12 protein-coding genes are annotated in these 15,085 nt (G+C 62.8%); 6 read left to right on the top strand and 6 right to left on the bottom strand.

Annotated features, from left to right (window positions below; translation table 11 throughout):
- Positions 1–3 precede the first annotated feature (3 nt).
- The 3 genes from ATN00_RS10810 to ATN00_RS10800 are packed head-to-tail and all read left to right on the top strand — an operon-like array spanning position 4 to position 3,241.
- The gene (locus ATN00_RS10810) at positions 4–576 is read left to right on the top strand and encodes an RNA polymerase sigma factor (RefSeq protein ID WP_062068681.1); all 573 of its coding nucleotides are present in this window, start codon (positions 4–6) and stop codon (positions 574–576) included.
- 8 nt (positions 577–584) lie between these two features.
- Complete coding sequence (locus ATN00_RS10805) at positions 585–2,351, top strand: copper resistance system multicopper oxidase (RefSeq protein WP_062064581.1); 1,767 nt, start codon at positions 585–587, stop codon at positions 2,349–2,351.
- Positions 2,348–3,241 carry a copper resistance protein B gene (locus ATN00_RS10800; protein ID WP_062064579.1) on the top strand — a complete coding sequence of 298 codons (894 nt, stop codon included), beginning with the start codon at positions 2,348–2,350 and terminating at the stop codon, positions 3,239–3,241. Before ATN00_RS10805 ends, ATN00_RS10800 begins: the two co-directional genes overlap by 4 nt.
- A 273-nt stretch (positions 3,242–3,514) precedes the next feature.
- Here the strand turns inward: ATN00_RS10800 and ATN00_RS10795 are convergent, their stop codons facing one another.
- Positions 3,515–4,513, bottom strand: coding sequence for a 2-hydroxyacid dehydrogenase (locus tag ATN00_RS10795; protein ID WP_062064577.1), 999 nt, complete (start codon positions 4,511–4,513; stop codon positions 3,515–3,517).
- A gap of 125 nt (positions 4,514–4,638) precedes the next feature.
- On the opposite strand from ATN00_RS10795, the gene ATN00_RS10790 reads away from it, so the two are divergent.
- On the top strand, positions 4,639–5,106 hold the full coding sequence (locus tag ATN00_RS10790; RefSeq protein ID WP_062064575.1) for an SH3 domain-containing protein: 468 nt from the start codon (positions 4,639–4,641) through the stop codon (positions 5,104–5,106).
- A gap of 163 nt (positions 5,107–5,269) precedes the next feature.
- Here ATN00_RS10790 and ATN00_RS10785 read toward each other — a convergent pair whose 3' ends face one another.
- Positions 5,270–7,078: a peptide MFS transporter gene (locus tag ATN00_RS10785; protein ID WP_082635182.1), complete on the bottom strand. Its 1,809-nt coding sequence runs from the start codon at positions 7,076–7,078 to the stop codon at positions 5,270–5,272.
- 126 nt (positions 7,079–7,204) lie between these two features.
- Here ATN00_RS10785 and ATN00_RS10780 point away from each other — a divergent pair, with 126 nt between their 5' ends.
- Both ATN00_RS10780 and ATN00_RS10775 read left to right on the top strand, forming a co-directional pair.
- The gene (locus tag ATN00_RS10780; protein WP_062064573.1) at positions 7,205–7,786 is read left to right on the top strand and encodes a nitroreductase family protein; all 582 of its coding nucleotides are present in this window, start codon (positions 7,205–7,207) and stop codon (positions 7,784–7,786) included.
- A 72-nt stretch (positions 7,787–7,858) separates the two neighbouring features.
- On the top strand, positions 7,859–8,203 hold the full coding sequence (locus ATN00_RS10775; RefSeq protein ID WP_062064571.1) for a GntR family transcriptional regulator: 345 nt from the start codon (positions 7,859–7,861) through the stop codon (positions 8,201–8,203).
- 13 nt (positions 8,204–8,216) lie between these two features.
- Here ATN00_RS10775 and ATN00_RS10770 read toward each other — a convergent pair whose 3' ends face one another.
- From ATN00_RS10770 to ATN00_RS10755, 4 genes are read right to left on the bottom strand one after another with little or no spacing between them, the layout of a single operon-like run.
- Entirely contained in the window at positions 8,217–10,187 is a 1,971-nt protein-coding gene (locus tag ATN00_RS10770; protein ID WP_082635181.1) for a tetratricopeptide repeat protein, read from the bottom strand.
- A 4-nt stretch (positions 10,188–10,191) separates the two neighbouring features.
- A complete protein-coding gene (gene prsR, locus ATN00_RS10765; protein WP_062064570.1) occupies positions 10,192–11,562 on the bottom strand; it encodes a PEP-CTERM-box response regulator transcription factor in 1,371 nt (456 codons plus the stop codon).
- The gene (gene prsK / locus ATN00_RS10760) at positions 11,562–13,637 is read right to left on the bottom strand and encodes an XrtA/PEP-CTERM system histidine kinase PrsK (RefSeq protein WP_062064568.1); all 2,076 of its coding nucleotides are present in this window, start codon (positions 13,635–13,637) and stop codon (positions 11,562–11,564) included. Before prsK ends, prsR begins: the two co-directional genes overlap by 1 nt.
- A gap of 10 nt (positions 13,638–13,647) precedes the next feature.
- Positions 13,648–15,036, bottom strand: a complete 1,389-nt coding sequence (locus tag ATN00_RS10755; RefSeq protein WP_062064566.1) for a TIGR03013 family XrtA/PEP-CTERM system glycosyltransferase — start codon at positions 15,034–15,036, stop codon at positions 13,648–13,650.
- Positions 15,037–15,085: the final 49 nt, after the last annotated feature.

The following is a 15,085-nucleotide window of genomic DNA, read 5'->3' as shown; positions in this document are numbered from 1 at the left end:
TTCGTGGCCATCGCCGATCCGACAGACGCAAATCTTGCTACGCGCGCACTCGCGGGCGATGAAGCGGGCTATGCCGGATTGATGGCCCGGCACCGCGAAGCCGTCTATCGCCTCGCCCACGCCCATGGCGGGGAAAATGACGCGATGGACATCGTGCAGTCCAGTTTCATCGCCGCTTTCGACGCCCTTCGCCGCTATGACTCCGCAAAGCCGTTCCGCCCATGGCTGCTGCGGATCGCACTCAACAAATGCCGGGATCGCGCCCGCCGCAATGCCGTGCGCGCCTTCTTCCTGCGCGCCCGACCGATGGATGAGGCACTGGACATAGCCGATCCGGCGCCCGCCATCGACCGGCAGGCAGCGGACAGGCAGATGCTGGCGCGCGCCATGGCTGCCCTTTCCGACCTGCCCGCTTCGCTCAAGGAGCCGCTCATCCTCTGCGCCATCGAAGGCATGATGCAGGAGGAAGCCGCCGCCCTGCTCGGCCTTTCGACGAAGGCGGTCGAAATGCGGCTCTATCGCGCCCGGGCCGCGCTCAGGAAAAAAATGGGAGGGGTGGAGACGGACGGCGCGTAAAGGAAGGCATGAACCTTTCGTCCCATCTGGATCGCCGCACCCTTATCCGCGCCACCGCCGCCGGCTTGCTGCTCCCCGCCCTTTCGCCCGCATGGGCACGCAGCGGAAGCCATGGCATCCTGCCGGGCCAAGGCGGCACATTATCGGGCGAGGACATAGCGCTCAGCATCGGCCATAGCCCCTTTGCGCTAGGCGACAGGCAGGGCCATGCCGTGACGGTGAACGACGCCTTTCCCGCACCGCTCATCCGCCTGCGCGAGGGCCAGAATGTTCGCATCGCCGTCACCAACACGCTGGACGAGGACAGCTCCATCCATTGGCATGGCCTGCTGGTCCCGTTCCAATATGACGGTGTACCGGGGATCAGCTTTCCGGGGATCGGACCTGGCGAAACCTTCACCTATGATTTCCCGGTCCGGCAGGCGGGCACCTATTGGTATCACAGCCATTCCAACATGCAGGAAGCAATGGGCCTCTATGGCGCCATCGTCATAGACCCAGCCCATGGCAACGGGGTGACAGCGGATCGCGAGCATATTCTCGTCCTCTCCGACTGGAGCTTCACGCATCCGCATATCCTGCTGCGGCGGCTGAAGCAGATGGGGGGCTATTATAACCGGCAGCGGCAGACCGTGGCGGGCCTGCTGGAGGGACGCGGCCAGCCGCTTGGGGAACGGCTGGACTGGGCCGCGATGCGGATGGACCCGACCGATATTTCCGATGTGACGGGCGCGGCTTACAGCTACCTCATCAACGGGCATGACAACGGGGCCAACTGGACCGGCCTGTTCACGCCCGGCGAAACGGTTCGGCTCCGTATCGTCAACGCATCGGCGATGACGAATTTCAACATCCGCCTGCCCGGCCTGCCCATGACGGTGGTGCAAGCGGATGGGCAGGATGTGCGTCCGGTGGAGACCGACGAATTCCAGATCGCCATTGCCGAAACCTATGATGTCCTTGTCCAGCCGCAGGAGCATCGGGCCTATGGCTTCGTGGCGGAGGCTATCGACCGATCCGGCCAATGCCGCGCCACGCTCGCCCCGCAAATGGGGATGGTGGCGGACATTCCGGCCATGCGGGAACGCCCGTTGCTGACGATGCGCGATATGGGAATGGATCATGGCGGGATGAGCCACGGCGGGATGGACCATACCGCCATGGGTCATGAGGGGATGAACCATTCCATGCCTGCCTCCTCTGCTCCCATGGATCATGGTTCGATGAAGATGCGCGATCCTTCGGTCGCCCCGCAAGTGCCGCTCGGTCCCGGCGTCGCGAGCCTCTCTCCGATGCCGGTGGATCGTTCAGGCGACCGGCCCACGGGACTGGAGCATGTTTCCCACCGCGTCCTGACTTATCGCGACCTGGTGGCTGCCCTGCCCAATCCCGATACGCGACCGCCCGCGCGGGAAATCGAACTGCATCTGACAGCCAATATGGAACGTTACATGTGGTCCTTCGACGGCGTTAAATATAGCGACGGCGCGGACCCTATCCCTTTTCGGCTGGGGGAGCGTGCGCGCGTGACGCTCATCAACGACACGATGATGCCGCACCCCATCCATCTGCACGGCCATTTTTTCGAACTGGTGACGGGAGGCGACGAAACCGCGAAACCGCGCAAGCATACGGTCAATGTGCTGCCCGGCGGCAAGCTGAGTTTCGATCTGACCGCCGACGCGCCGGGCGACTGGGCCTTTCACTGCCATATGCTGCTCCACATGCATTCCGGCATGTTCCGCATAGTGACCGTGCGGGAGGATGAGGCATGAAGATCGCTTTTCTGCCGCTGCTGCTCCTCACCGCGCCCGCCATAGCGCAGGAGCATGATCATCATGCCGGTCACGCCATGCCTTCGATGGAAGCGCGGCCTGCCCATCCAACACCTCCACAGGCCGACGAAGGCCATGGCGCGCATCATGGCATGGGTCATTCCATGGAAAGCGCACCAGCCTCCGCGCCACCCATTCCGGCGGATCATGCCGCGGACGGGATCTTTGAACCCGATGCCATGAAACGTGCCCGCGCTCTGCTTGCCCACGAAAATGGCGGAATGGCGCACAGCATGATCCTGATAGACCAGCTCGAAGCGCAGATGGGCAAGGGGCGCGACGGATATCGCTGGGCGGGCGAAGCATGGTTCGGCGGGGACACGGACCGGCTCACCATCAAGACGGAGGGTGAAGGAAGCCGGGGCCGCCGCCTCGACAGCGCCGAGGTGCAGGCGCTCTGGTCCCACGCGCTCGACCCATGGTTCAATCTTCAGGCTGGCATCCGGCAGGATATTCGCCCCACGCCCGCGCGCAGCTATGCCGTGATCGGGATCGAAGGACTGGCGCCCTATTGGTTCAAGGTGGAGGCGGCCGCTTTCCTGTCGGACAAGGGCGACCTGTTCGCGCGGGTGGAAGCCAGCCACGACATGCGCCTGACGCAGCGGCTGATCCTGACGCCCCGTGCGGAACTGAAATTCGCGGGACAGGGGAAAGTGCTGCGGGAAGCGGAGCTGGGGGCACGGCTCCATTATATGATCGAGCCGCGTTTCACCCCCTATGTCGGCGTGGAATGGCGCGGTGTCTATGGCACGGAAGCGGCGGAAATGCGGGCAGAGGGCGACCATCCCCGCGCCGTGAGGCTGGTGACGGGCATGCGCTTCTGGTTTTGAGAAAGCGATCATTATTTGCAAATGACCCGCGGCCAACGGCCATTAGCGATCAGGTAGGAACGTTCCTGTTCCCTTCTCCCGCAGGGGAAAGGGAGGATATGAAGCCTTGCTCGCGCAGCGAGTTAGGCGAAGCTGGAGGAGGGAGAAATGCGCCGTATCGGCCCCCTCTCCCCAGGGGCGAGGGGCAAAGCTGTATCCGCTCCCCACCCAAATCGGCCGACAAGTGGGGGCGCTCTAATGCGGAGACATCGCCTTTGAATAGGGAACCCGCCCCTAGACCCAGCCTTCCAGCACCTGATTGGGTGGGCGGTGCCCGTCGACCCAACTGCGGATATTGGCGATCACGCGGGCGCCCGTCGCGTCGCGCCCCTCGAATGTCGCCGATCCCATGTGAGGCAGAAGGACGACGTTGGAAAGCGACAGCAGGTCCGCGTCCACGGCTGGCTCATGCATATAAACGTCCAGCCCCGCCCCCGCGATCCGGCCTTCGTTGAGCGCCGCGATCAATGCCGGTTCGTCCACGATTTCTGCGCGCGACGTGTTGATGAGATAAGCATCTGGCGTGAGCAACGCGATCCGCCGCGCGTCGATCATTCCCCTGCTGTCCGCATTCAGCGGGCAATTGATCGAGATGATGTCCGACGTTTCCAGCAGCCCGTCCAGTTCCGGGCACCAGCTCGCCTCCAGTTCCTGTTCCACCTCAAAGGGCAGGCGGTGGCGATTATGATAGGCGATGGTGAGCCCAAAGGCGCAGGCGCGGCGAGCCACGGCCCGGCCTATCCGGCCCATGCCGATAATGCCCAGCTTCTTGCCGCCGATGCGGTGGCCCAGCATCCCCGAAGGGCTCCATCCACGCCACTCGCCGGAACGGACCAGCTTTTCTCCTTCGGCCAGGCGGCGCGGCACCGACAGGATGAGCGCCATCGTCATGTCGGCGGTATCTTCCGTCAGGACACCCGGCGTGTTGGTGACGATAATGCCCTTTTGCCGGGCAGCACCCAGATCGATATGATCGACGCCGCTGCCAAAGCTGGCGATCAACTGCAACCGCTCGGGCGCGGCTTCGATCAGAGCGCCGTCGATCTGGTCGCTGATGCACGGGACCAGCACGTCGCATTGCGCCATGGCGCGGATCAGCGCGGGGCGATCCATCGGTACATCGCCGACATTGAAACTGGCATCGAACAGTTCGGCCATGCGCGCCTCTACATTGGGAGGCAGTCGGCGCGTGACGATGACACGCGGTTTGGCGGGGCGCGGTTTCTTGGCCATGGCCTCGGCTATTCTCCCCCAGCCTGCCGGTCAAGCGCCTTGTGGCGGCCCGCAAGACAGCGGTTGTCGCAACCGGGGACCAGCGGCTATGGTCGCGATCTGGCGATAAGGGAACGGATCAAGAGATGAAGGGGTTTTTGCTGGCCGCTGGCATGATCGGCGCCTTGTCGGTTGCTGGGCACGGCCATGCCGCGCCGAACAAGCCGGTGCCCTATTGGGCTTCGCTGGCCCAGGATGAGGCGCGGATGCGTGTCGGCCCCAGCCTCGACTATCCGTCCAACTGGGTCTATCGCCGCCGCGACCTGCCGGTGAAGGTGGTTCAGGTGCTGGGCCTGTGGCGCAAGGTCGAGGATTCGTCCGGCGCGCAGGGTTGGATGCATGTCCGGCTGCTCAGCGACACCCCCACCGCCATCGTGACATCCGAAATAGCGCCGATGCGCGAATCCCCGCGTGACGACGCACGGTCGCTGTTCCGCGCGGAAAAAGGCGTCGTCGGCCGGCTTTCCTCCTGTTCGAACGGCTGGTGCGCCTTCGACGTCCGCGGACAGAAGGGATTTATCAAGGCTGAGGACATCTGGGGCGCTGCGCGTTAGCTATTGAGGGAGGAGGCACACGGCCCCCTCCCTCCCGGCCTCACCAGTCATGGGCCTTGGGCAATGACTGCGGCGCAGGGTTCGCATAGCGGTGCGCCACAGGCTGCGGCCAATCCAGTTCCGGCGCAGGCAGCCAAGGCCCGCGCCCATGCGCGCGCCTTCATCATTGCACGCCGTGCATCCATCGCTTGATCAGCGGCGCCACGATCAGCAGCGTCGCGCCGATCCCTGCTGCCGCGATGCCGATGGTCCAGAATACGCCGACATAGGTATCGAGGCTGAGCTTGAGGTTGGTCACCTGTCCCCCCACGGTTTCGACGCTGGCGACCTGCGCGACCATGCCCGCCACGTATTGCGCCACGGAAATCGACAGGAACCACACGCCCATCATCAGCCCGACGACCCGCGCGAGCGACAGCTTGGTGATCATGGAAAGGCCGACGGGGGATATGCACAGCTCGGCCGCGGAATGGATAAGGTAGAGTCCGGCAAGCCACCAGATCGCGACCTTGAAATCCGCCCCGGCATGATGCGCGCCCCAGACGAGGAACAGGAACCCGACGCCCACACCGATGAGGGCAATGGCGAATTTGACGGGGATGGACGGTTCCCGCCCCCTTTTCGCCAGCGCGTTCCACATGATGCCGAACAGAGGCGCCAGAGTAACGATGAAGAAGGCATTGAAGAACTGCGTCTGCCCGGCACTGATCGAAAACAGTCCGAAAACCGACAGGTCCGTATTCCGGTCCGCAAACAGCGTCAGCGACGATCCGGCCTGTTCGAACAGGGTCCAGAATACCACGTTGAACACCACCAGCACCATCGCTGCCAGCATCATCTGAAACTCGGCCCGGCTCCCTTCGAACCAGGACCACAGGAGGATGCCGGGAATCGACAGGATGAAGGTCGCGAACAGCACTTTGCCCATGATCGGCAGCGACAGCAGGTAGGCGATGATCCCCTCGCCCGCCTTCGCGTCCGCATTGTGCATCAGGTTGACGAAGAGAAACCAGGCCAACGGCACCGCCAATACCGCGCCCGCATAGATCAGCAGGCTGCGGTCCGGGCCGGACTGCGGTGGCGTTTCACCATAGCCGGATAGTTTGCCGCCATCGAACTGGACCAGGCTCCAACTGAAAACCATGCCCAGCGCCGCAAGGCCAAAGCCCGCCCACCAGCCGACCGTATCGGCCAGCAATGGACAAAGAAGCTGCGAGAAGAGCGATCCCACATTGATGCCCATATAGAATATGGTGAAACCCGCATCCCTGCGCCGGTCGCCCTTTTCATAAAGCTCACCGACGATGGTGGAGATATTGGGCTTGAAGAAGCCATTGCCGACCGTGACCATGGAAAGGCCGATGAGGAGCAGCATCGTATAAAGCGGTGCGCGTTCGCCATCCGCCTTGAAACCACCTTTTTCGACGGTGCGCGAAACATGACCGCTGCTGTCGAGCAGGGACACGGTGCCATCTTCATTGCCGCGTATTTCGAGGCGTTGGCCGCCATCGACGAGGAAGCGTTTTTCCGATCCCGTGCTGGTAGGTCGATCGACGAAATTCTCGACCTGCACTTCATAGCGCTGTCCGTCGACGATCGCATGAGGTTTGGCCGTTTCTCCACCGAAACAGAGGATGAAATAGCCCAGCGCCATCATCAGCGCGCCGAACTTGATCGAGCGTTTCGCGCCCAGATAGCGGTCAGCGATCAGCCCGCCGACCAGCGGCGTCAGATAGACAAGGGCGGTAAAGCCGCCGTAAATGCCGTTGGTTGTCTGGTCGTCGAAAAGGAAATGCTTGGTCAGGTAGAGCGTCAGCAGCGCCCGCATCCCGTAATAACCGAACCGCTCCCACATTTCGGTCGTGAAAAGCCGCGCCAGTTGTCGCGGATGGCCGAACCACTGCGGTCGGTCGTCCACGGGCTGACGGGCCGCATCCGCGCCGGTATCTCTACCGGCGGATGGATTGGCCATGATTGTAACTCCCTTGCTATGCTTCCCGGCCCTTTGCAGAGCCTTGGCATGGGCAGGAACCTAGCGAAGAAATTGCGCGTGTGAAGAATATCATTACAAAGCACGCAAACAATCGAAGAGAGAAATGTGACTTTCAACGACCGCACGACCCCGCTTTCGCTGCTTCGCACGCGCCGTTCCGGTAAACCGCGCAACCTGATCGCGCCCGGCCCCGATACCGGCCAACTGCGACAGATTCTGGAGATCGCGTCCCGCACCCCCGACCATGGGAAGCTCTTTCCCTGGCGCTTCGTCATCGTGCCGCAGGAAAAGCGCACGACGCTGGCCGACCTGCTGGAAGCCGCATATCGGAAGGAAAAATCCGATGCGGGACGGCTTGAGATAGAAGCCATGCACCAGTTCGCGCATCAGGCGCCCGCATTGGTGGTCGCCCTGTCATCGCCTGTTTTGGACAGCAAGATTCCCGCATGGGAGCAGGAATTGTCGGCGGGAGCCGCCATCATGAACCTGCTCCATGCTGCCCATGCGCTTGGCTTTGCCGGAGGATGGCTGACGGGCTGGCCCGCTTATAATGAGGATGTGCGGGCTGCCTTCGGCCATGAAGGCGAACGCATTGCCGGTTTCGTCTTTCTGGGCACGTCCGGGAAGTCGCTCGAAGAACGGCCAAGGCCAGATTATGACAAGATAGTTTCGCTCTGGGACAGATAAATATAGCGAAAAGCCGTCATTCCGTAATGCTATGGCTTGACCCGCGATGCTGTATTATGGCACTGATGCACCATGGCCGACGACAGCAAGCCCGTTTATCTGCGCCTCCGCGACACCATCGCCGCATCCATATTGGATGGCGAGTATAGCGATGGCGATCTGCTCCCGTCCGTTCGCGCGTTCGCCGCGCAACAGGGCGCCAATCCCCTGACGGTGGCGAAAGCCTATCAAAGTTTTCAGGACGACGGCCTGGTTATCGTGAAACGCGGCGTCGGCATGTTTGTGGCGGACGGCGCCACTCGCCGCCTGCGGGAAGCCGAACGCAAACACTTCCTGGAAGATGTGTGGCCGCCGGTGGCCGCGCAAATCCGCCGACTTGGGCTTCGGCCCGAGGAACTGGATACGCAGCAAGCCTGATCCGGCGTGCCTGTCATCGGGCCACGAGGCGATCTTTCCGCTTGTCCAGCTCCGCACGGGCCTGTTCCAGATGCGCCCGCAAACGGGGCTGCCCCGGTGCAAGCGCAACCGCTTTTTCCAGCAGGTCGACGGCGGCCTGCCCATTCGCGCCAGTTCTGAACAGGGTCCAGCCGTAAGCATCCGCCGTGATGGGGCTGCCCGGCATCTGGCGATAGGCGAAGGCGGCATAAGCGCGCGCCCTTTCTTCATCGCCGGTTTCCAGCGACGCACGGGCCATGTCGGCCATGAGCAGGGCATCGTTCGAACCGATGCGCGCCTCCACCGCTTTCAGCATCCGCAGCGCCTCCCGCCATTTTCCGCTCGCCATATAGCCAGCGGCGGCAAGCCTTTGCATTTGCGCGTCGTCGGGATTTTGCGACTGGAACAGATGCACGACCTGCATGGACCGGGCGGGATCGCCCGCCCGCTGCAAAGCCGCGGCAAGGCGCAGCGCTATATCCCGGCTGAAACGGAGATTGGCCGCCATTTCATAGGCCTTCACCGCTTCCCCCTGCCGTCCGGCGGCACCAAGCGCATCGCCCCATATGACATAGGCATCGGGCGCACCGGCATTGGCTTGGCTGAGCAGACGCGCCCGCGCGACGGCCTGTTCCGCCTGTCCCGTGCTGAGCAGCGTCCGAATATAGGGAATATTCTCCTGCGCGGTGGCGGCATTGGAGGGGGCGGAACGAGCCAGGGCGGCATCGTCCGCGCTGGCAAAGGGATCGGCCGAGGGGCGATCGGGCCAAAGCGCGCGAGCGAGCATATCGTCCGCCATGATCCTCTCGCCCATGGCTTCCTGCGCGCGCGCGGCGAGCGTCAGGACATAGGGATCGGCATCCCTTTGCGCGACGATCGGCGCGAGGGTCGTCGCGGCGGAGGGAAAATCCGCGGCCAGATAATAAGCCCGGCCCAGCAGAGTGCGGGCCATGGCGTTGTCGGGCTGTTGCTGGACTAGGGGCGCAAGGGCTTCAATGGCCAGCGTCGCATTGCCGTCGTTCAGATGAAGCACGCCGCGCAGGAGCATCGTCGCCGGTTCGCCGTCCAGCCGCCCTTGCGTCCGCGCCAATAGCGACCGGGCAAGGTCGGCCCGACCCGCTCGCGCCGCCATGACCGCCTGCATGAACCACGCCCGCGCATTGCCCGGCGTCAGCGCCAGCAGGCGGCGCGTGACGCTCAGCATCCGGCGCGCTTCCCCGGCGTCAGCCAGTGTGGCGGCATATTGCTCCAGCACCGGCACGGAGTCGGGATTGAGGGCCAGCGCTCGCTCGAACCATGGCAAAGCGGCGACCAGCCCATATTGGCTTCGCGTCAGTTCCCCTCGAAGCAGCAGGGCCTTGCCATTTTTCGGCGCCAGCGCCACGGCTCGGTCCGCCGCGACGATGGCGCCAGCCTGATCGCCCATCATCAACCGATAGCGTCCCGTGTCGATCCAGCTTTCCGGGTCATTCCCGGCCATTTCCCTTGCCCGGTCCAACGCTGCTTCGGCTGCCGCCATATCGCCCCGCGCCATGTGGATATTCCCGGCGACCCGCATCGCGGCTCCGGCGAAGGACGGGGGAATATCGTCCGCTTCTATCTCCGCAAGGGCGGCATCCGCACGCCCCTGCAAAAGCAAGGCCCGCGCCATCAGCACCCGCATGTCGCCCGGCCTGCCGCCCAGCGCGCGTGCGCGTTCGATTTCGGCCTGCGCGCCGTTCCCGTCATCCAGATCCACCAGCGCCTGCGCCTGCGCGATGCGGGCGGGAATGGACTGCGGGTCGGCGCGGATGGCGTTCAAAAGCTCGACGCGAGCCGTTCGCGCATCGCCCTTGACGAGCGCGGCGATCCCGCGCGCGAGCGGGGCAGTTCCATCCGCCTCATGTGCGCGCCATTGCCACAATGCCGCCGCCGACAGCAGCAGGGCGCCGATGCCGACGAGCAGGAACAGGCGCTTGCGGTTCATCCGTTCAGCCCTGCCCCTGCATCTGATATTGTTTCAGCAGGTCATATAGCGTCGGCCTGCTGATCCCCAGCATCTTCGCCGCCCCCGAAATATTGCCATCGGTCCGAGCAATGGCCCGACGAATAGCCCGACGATCCGCCATTTCACGCGCGGCCTTCAAATTGACGACATCGCCGCCAGCCTCCCGCTCACCGTCCAGGTCGAGGTCGGCGGCCGTCACATGCTTGCCATCGGCCATGATGACGGCGCGCTTCATCCGGTTTTCCAGTTCGCGCACATTGCCCGGCCATTGCCAGGCATCGAGCGCCGCCAGCGCATCGGGCGCGAGGCCCTTGACCTGCGGGTTCATGTCCTTTGCGAAGCGGTTGAGGAAATGCCGCGCCAGCAACGCCGGATCGCCCGCTCTGTCCTTGAGCGCGGGAATCCGCACGATGATTTCCGCGAGACGGTAGTAAAGATCCTCGCGAAAAGTGCCCGCGGCGATCATCTCCTCCAGATTCTGATGGGTGGCGCATACGATCCGCGTGTCGACGGCGATGGGTTGTCGCCCGCCGATCCGCTCGATCACCCTTTCCTGAAGGAAACGCAGCAATTTGACCTGAAGCGGCAAGGGAATATCGCCGACTTCATCCAGAAACAGCGTGCCACCCTGCGCCTGTTCGATCTTGCCGGGGGTAGTTTTTACCGCGCCAGTGAAAGCGCCCTTTTCATGCCCGAACAGTTCGGATTCCAGCAGGGTTTCCGGTATCGCGGCACAGTTGATCGCGACGAAATTACCTGACTTGCGGGGGCTGGCGTCATGCAGTCCCTGCGCCAGCAATTCCTTGCCGGTGCCGCTCGCCCCAAGCAGGAGCACGGAAACCTGCGCGCTGGCGACTCGCTCGATCGTACGCGCGACCTTCAGCATTTCAGGCGCGCTGGTGATGAGCTTGCCGAGCACAGCCGCGCCCTCCGGCGCGATCTCTGCCAGCCGGGCATTTTCCCTTTCAAGCGCGTGGACGTGGAAGGCACGGCGCACGATCAAACCCAGCTCGTCAATATCAACCGGCTTTTGATAGAAATCATAGGCGCCGCCCGAAATCGCATCCAGCGCACTTTCCCGCGCGCCATGCCCCGATGCCACGATGACCTTCGTCTCGGGCTTGATCCGCAGTATTTCCGACAGCGTCGCGAAGCCTTCGCTCGTCCCATCTGGATCGGGCGGCAGGCCAAGGTCCAGTGTCACCACGTCGGGCACTTCGGCGCGCAGCAATTCGATGGCTTCCTCCCGATCGCCCGCAATGAAAAGCTGATATTCCTCATAGGCCCAGCGCAACTGGCGCTGCAGGCCCGGATCATCCTCCACGATCAGCAATTTTGGCCGCATGTCGCTCATCAGGCAGCCTCCCCTTTCATTGTCATCGACGTTCCTTCAGGCGCCAGAGGCAGGCGCAGTATGAACCGGCTGCCAACGCCGGGCTTGCTCTCCACCTCGATTCTCCCATCCATTGCGGCGGCCAGTTCGCGCGCCTCGAAAGCACCGATGCCGAAGCCGCCCGTCTTGCTGCTCGAAAACGGCTTGAAAAGCTCACGCCGCACGAACTCCGCCGTCATTCCGACGCCGCGATCCACAATCTCCACGCAGGCTTCGCTCCCCTCTGTGGCCAGACAAAGTTCAACCGGACTGTCGGGCGCGCTGGCGTCGATCGCATTTTGAAGCAGATGCACCAGAATCTGCTCAACCCGAACCGGATCGGCCATGGCTGGCAGCGCGTCGCCCGTCACGCGCACGGGGTGCTGGCGCGAGCGGGAACGCGCCACGCCATCGGCCATTTCCCGCAGCATCATCGGTCTGGGTTCTTCCATCCGTCCTTTATTGTGCTGGGACAGGCGCGCCAGAAGGTCGTTCATTTTTCCCACCGATTCCTTGAGCGTCAGGATCATGTCCGCGCGGAAATCGGGATTGTCGGCATGGCGTTCGGCATTGCGGGCGAGGAGCGAAAGCTGGCTCACCAGATTCTTGACGTCATGCATGATGAACGCGAACCGCCGATTGAACTCGTCGAAACGTTGCGCGTCGCTCAGCGCCTCCTGTCCCTGCGCTTCGCTGATATAGGTCGCGGCCTGCCGTCCGGCGGCACGCAACATATCCAGATCCTCCCAGTCGAGCCGTCGGTCGATCGGCGGACGCGCGAGCAGGATCGCACCGATCAGCTTGCCGAAATGAATGAGTGGCACCAGCGCCCAGCCCCGTCCGTCACCCTTCACCCAATCGGGCAAGGCGCCGGCATCGCCCTCCATCCCTTCAATATCGATGATCCATCCTGTCTGCTCCAGACGAACAGCCAGTTCCCGGGAAAGCGAAGGCGTTTCGGGAAAGTCGATGTCCCAATTCCACTGGGTTTCCAAAGTCAGCCGCCCATCTTCCCCGCGTAGCAGCAACAAGGCGCCTGATGAGTCCGTAATATCGGCGACCGCCTTAGCCACGCGTTCTCCCAGAGCGGGCGCGTCGCTGCCTGGTCGGCCAATGGTTTCGCCGAACCGCATCCATTCAGTGCGATAATCATAGCGATGCTGAAAGAAATGCTTGGCGACCTGCACTTTCCAGAGCGCACGCAACTGCGGCGAAGGCAGGAGGATCAGCGCCGTCACCGCCATGAAGAAAACGCCGCCGATCTCCATGACTCGCGCATAGGGGCCGGCGATAAGTTCGATCAGGACGGTCGCTGCCGCGAACAGGATGATATAGAGCGCCACCGCCGCGACGGAGAGCGACTGGAATGTCAGGCTGCGCGATAACTGGATGCGTCCGGCTAGTTCCTTACGCAGGCTCACTGCGATGACGGGGGCAAGCAGCGCCATCATAAGGCCGCGCAGGGCGTAAAGCTCATCCATATGATTCGGCGTGAAATAGCCGACAGCATAAAGGCTGAAGTCATAGGTCCACATGGCGGCGAGCGCGGCAAGCAACAGGACCACCCTTCCCCTATCCCGCACGGGCCATGCCGTATAAAGCTGGTGAACCAGAACCAGGCTGCCGATCGCCGTCATCATCCGCAATATCAGCGAAAGCAGGGTCAGGGCGCGCTGTAGTTCATTTTCGTCCGAAAGCTGCTGCGTCACGAAATCGGTGAAGCTCTGAAGCATCAGCAAGCCAACGACGGCGGCATAGACCAGTCCGATCGCGAAGATCGGTCCCGTGCGTCCGGCAGGGCCACGCCGCAACAGAACGAACATCAGGAGCAGCCATGCCGCGTTGCGTATGCTTTCGCCAAGACCGGAAAGCGTCTGACCGACCCCGCCGAACGAAACATAAAGCGCCCAGCAGGATGTCATCAGCAAGGCACTGGCTAACAGGCGCGGCTCGATCTCGCCATCGCGTCGGCGCAGGATGAATATGCCCAACGCAGCGAACAGCGCCGCGGCCAGCGCGTGTCCCCAATTGCCGATGAATTGCAGCAGGATGCTCATCGCCCCGCCCTCAACGCGCGCCGTCTGGCCAAAGGACGACGCGCACCGTCTGGATGAGGATCAGCAGATCAAGGAAAGGCGTATAATTCTTGGCATAATAGAGGTCATATTCCAGCTTGTGCCGGGCATCCTCGATCGAAGCGCCATAGGGATAGTTGATCTGCGCCCAGCCCGTGATACCCGGCTTCACCATATGGCGTTCCGCATAGTAACGCAGATGCTGCTCCAGATCCTCGACGAACTGGCGCCGTTCGGGGCGAGGCCCGACAAAGCTCATTTCCCCTTTAAGGACCGTCCATGTCTGCGGCAATTCATCGACACGCAGCTTGCGAAGCCAATAGCCGAGGCGAGTGATGCGCGGATCGTTCTTTTCCGCCCAGACCGCCTGTCCCGCGACTTCGGCGTCCTGACGCATGGTGCGTAATTTGACGATCCAGAATTCCTGGCCATACAGGCCCACGCGCTGCTGGCGATAGAAGGCCGGGCCACGGCTGTCGAGCTTCACCAGCATCGCCGCAAGCAGGATGACCGGTCCGGTGAGAATGAGCAGGAGCAGGCTGGCGACGATATCGAAAACCCGCTTGGCGATGCTGGACAACCGGCGGCCAGCGGAAAAGCCGTCGGAAAAGATGAGCCAGCTCGGGTTTACACTGTCGAGGTCGACCCGGCCCGTCTCCCTCTCCAGAAAGGTGGAAATTTCATTGACGTGAACCCCGGTTGTCTTGACGCGCAACAGGTCGCTGAGGGGCACTGCATTGCGACGCTCCTCCAACGCCAGCACAACCTCGCTTGCGCCCAGCCGGACCACGAAATCCGCGAGATTATATATTGCGCTGCGATTGATGGATTCGGGGATCACCTGGGGGCCATCGTTCATGCCGATATAGCCAACGACCAGAAAACCCGCCCCCTTTTTCCGCTCCAGTTCGCGGATGCGGGCGGCACGGGTTCCCGCTCCCAACACGACCAGGCGCCGCTTGAAAGCTTCCCCGCCAATCATGGAGCCAAGCAGCAGGCGGATCAGGATCAGCAATCCCATCGCCAGCCCCATCGCGTAAAGCGAATTGGAGCGCCACAGGGTCATGTCTGGCCCGATAAAGTGCATCACCGACAGGAAGATGACACCCAGCGATACAGCTACCAGCAGCCGGGCAAAGGCGAAGCGGATCGATTGCAACGCCTCTGTCCCATAAACGCCAACTGCGATCATGGCCGTCTGGATAGCAATAACGAAGCTGAGCAAAGGCCAAACCCGGGTCATAGCGGGATCGACATCCATGCCGATCTGCCGCGCCCGCAGCACCCAGCCCCCCTCCGCCGCGCATAGCAGCAAGGCAAAATCCAGAAGGCCCAGCAGCAACACCGCATGCGGCACATAATGTTTGAAAAGCCTGATCATGATCCCGTGCATTCCCCAGGCCGCTGCAACGCGGCCCTATCGCACCGGA

Source organism: Sphingobium baderi (assembly GCF_001456115.1).
Classification (GTDB): Bacteria; Pseudomonadota; Alphaproteobacteria; order Sphingomonadales; family Sphingomonadaceae; genus Sphingobium; species Sphingobium baderi_A.
This window is presented reverse-complemented; position numbering and strand designations above follow the sequence as displayed.